Origin of the sequence: Streptomyces misionensis, from assembly GCF_007896895.1 — a bacterium.
Classification (GTDB): Bacteria; Actinomycetota; Actinomycetes; order Streptomycetales; family Streptomycetaceae; genus Streptomyces; species Streptomyces misionensis_A.
The window spans coordinates 1-3043 of record NZ_VOGW01000030.1; the positions used below are offsets into that span (position 1 = coordinate 1).

Genomic DNA, 3043 nt, shown 5'->3' on the forward strand with positions numbered 1-3043 from the left:
GTCAGTGCTCGAGGCCCGCGGTGCCGATCCCGAACACCGAGATGACCGGGCCCGCCTTCCTCGTGTCCTCGCGTTCCAGCCGGTACGGGGCGAAGAAGGCGCGGCCGTGCTGGTAGAGGACGACCGAGAACCGCGGGTCGTCCTCGGCCTTCCCGTTGTACGGCTTGTCCTCCTCCGTCGGCAGGTGGAACAGGAGGAACGGGGTCTCCTTGCCGGTGCGCGGGTCCCAGTCGACGATGGCCGCGGGCTGCACCGCGTCCAGGCTGCCGCGGTAGACGATCAGGTGGTCACCGTTCATCCGGACGGGGAGGACCGGCTGGAACGCGCGGCCGGTGAACGTGGCGACGACGGTGCCCTTCCTGACGTCGAACGCCGTGATGTGGTTCGCGGGCTTGAGCGGGTCGTCCGCGTCCTTGCTCCTGACGAAGACCCGGTCGCGGCCGGTCACGATGCCGGAGCACTTGTCGACGACGCCGAAGAAGCCCGAGGTCTCCGGATCGCAGTAGGGCTCGTACTTCTTCAGCGAGATGGTGGCCAGCCGCTCGCCGTTGCCGGGGTCCAGGGTGATCAGGTCGGTGACCGAGACGTCCCCGGCCGCGACGGCGAGCACGGGCGGGTCGGCGGACGGCAGGAAGACCTGCTGGACGCCCTTGCTGACCGAGTAGCTCCAGGCGACCTTGCCGGTGCGCGGTTCGAGCTTCTCCACCCGGTAGGTGCGCTCGCCGGCCTGCTTGCAGGCGACCAGGGCCAGCAGCGCGGGCCCGCCGGCGTAGCCGGTGTCGTGGCACTGCGAGGTGGCGAGGGTGGTGTTCCACAGCCGCTTGCCGCTGTCCGTGTCGTACGCCGCCGAGCCCTGGTCCCAGGCGATGGCCACGACCCCCCGGGTCAGGGCGACGTTGGTGTTGGTGACGTAGGCGAACTCGGACGACGGTATCTTCCGCTGCCAGAGCTTCTTGCCGGTGTTCAGGTCGACCATGAGCACCTGGTCGCAGGAGCTCCCCGAGGTCTGGATCACGACCGGGGTGCGGCCGTCGACCGTGACGTCGCGGCTGACGGCGCAGACGGGGCCGTCGAGATCCAGCTTCCAGGCCCGGTTGTCGGTGTCCATCGAGCCGCCGACCCGGTAGCCGGCGATCCAGTCGGCGACGGTCCGGGCGACGATCTTGTCGGTGGCCCACGTCCCGGGCGCGTACCGGAACTTGTCGGCGAGGATGTCCTCCGTGTGGTTGACGACGATCTGCCCCTCCGGGGAGACGGGCGCCTTCTCCACGCTCTCGCGGCCGTCGCGCACGTCGTCCGGTGCCTGCTTCGCCGCCTTGGCGTCGCTGTGCCCCGTACGCCCGGCCGACTCGTACCAGAGCAGCCCCGCGCCGACGCACAGCACGACCGCGACGACCGCCGCGAGGACGCCCAGGAGGCGTCGTCGGCGGCGGCTGCGCGACTGGTCGGCGGCGAGCGCGGACTGGGTGTACATGGACGGGGGTGGGCCGAAGCTCACGCTGCGAGATCCTTCTCTTGACCGCCCCCGCGGGGGCGGTCAAGAGAAGGATCTCGCAGCGTGAGCTTCGGCCCACCCCCGTCCATGTACACCCAGTCCGCGCTCGCCGCCGACCAGTCGCGCAGCCGCCGCCGACGACGCCTCCTGGGCGTCCTCGCGGCGGTCGTCGCGGTCGTGCTGTGCGTCGGCGCGGGGCTGCTCTGGTACGAGTCGGCCGGGCGTACGGGGCACAGCGACGCCAAGGCGGCGAAGCAGGCACCGGACGACGTGCGCGACGGCCGCGAGAGCGTGGAGAAGGCGCCCGTCTCCCCGGAGGGGCAGATCGTCGTCAACCACACGGAGGACATCCTCGCCGACAAGTTCCGGTACGCGCCCGGGACGTGGGCCACCGACAAGATCGTCGCCCGGACCGTCGCCGACTGGATCGCCGGCTACCGGGTCGGCGGCTCGATGGACACCGACAACCGGGCCTGGAAGCTGGATCTCGACGGCCCCGTCTGCGCCGTCAGCCGCGACGTCACGGTCGACGGCCGCACCCCGGTCGTGATCCAGACCTCGGGGAGCTCCTGCGACCAGGTGCTCATGGTCGACCTGAACACCGGCAAGAAGCTCTGGCAGCGGAAGATACCGTCGTCCGAGTTCGCCTACGTCACCAACACCAACGTCGCCCTGACCCGGGGGGTCGTGGCCATCGCCTGGGACCAGGGCTCGGCGGCGTACGACACGGACAGCGGCAAGCGGCTGTGGAACACCACCCTCGCCACCTCGCAGTGCCACGACACCGGCTACGCCGGCGGGCCCGCGCTGCTGGCCCTGGTCGCCTGCAAGCAGGCCGGCGAGCGCACCTACCGGGTGGAGAAGCTCGAACCGCGCACCGGCAAGGTCGCCTGGAGCTACTCGGTCAGCAAGGGCGTCCAGCAGGTCTTCCTGCCGTCCGCCGACCCGCCCGTGCTCGCCGTCGCGGCCGGGGACGTCTCGGTCACCGACCTGATCACCCTGGACCCCGGCAACGGCGAGCGGCTGGCCACCATCTCGCTGAAGAAGTACGAGCCCTACTGCGATCCGGAGACCTCGGGCTTCTTCGGCGTCGTCGACAAGTGCTCCGGCATCGTGACCGGCCGCGACCGGGTCTTCGTCAGGAGCAAGGACGCGGACGACCCGCTCAAGCCCGCGAACCACATCACGGCGTTCGACGTCAGGAAGGGCACCGTCGTCGCCACGTTCACCGGCCGCGCGTTCCAGCCGGTCCTCCCCGTCCGGATGAACGGTGACCACCTGATCGTCTACCGCGGCAGCCTGGACGCGGTGCAGCCCGCGGCCATCGTCGACTGGGACCCGCGCACCGGCAAGGAGACCCCGTTCCTCCTGTTCCACCTGCCGACGGAGGAGGACAAGCCGTACAACGGGAAGGCCGAGGACGACCCGCGGTTCTCGGTCGTCCTCTACCAGCACGGCCGCGCCTTCTTCGCCCCGTACCGGCTGGAACGCGAGGACACGAGGAAGGCGGGCCCGGTCATCTCGGTGTTCGGGATCGGCACCGCGGGC

2 protein-coding genes are annotated in these 3043 nt (G+C 70.7%); one reads left to right on the forward strand and one right to left on the reverse strand.

What is annotated here, in order from left to right; translation table 11 throughout:
• Position 1: 1 nt before the first annotated feature.
• Positions 2-1498, reverse strand: a complete 1497-nt coding sequence (locus FRZ03_RS05065; RefSeq protein WP_146463923.1) for an outer membrane protein assembly factor BamB family protein — start codon at positions 1496-1498, stop codon at positions 2-4.
• 60 nt (positions 1499-1558) lie between these two features.
• Here FRZ03_RS05065 and FRZ03_RS05070 point away from each other — a divergent pair.
• Positions 1559-3043 (forward strand): outer membrane protein assembly factor BamB family protein (locus FRZ03_RS05070; protein WP_146463924.1); only part of this gene is annotated, 1485 nt, incomplete at its 3' end.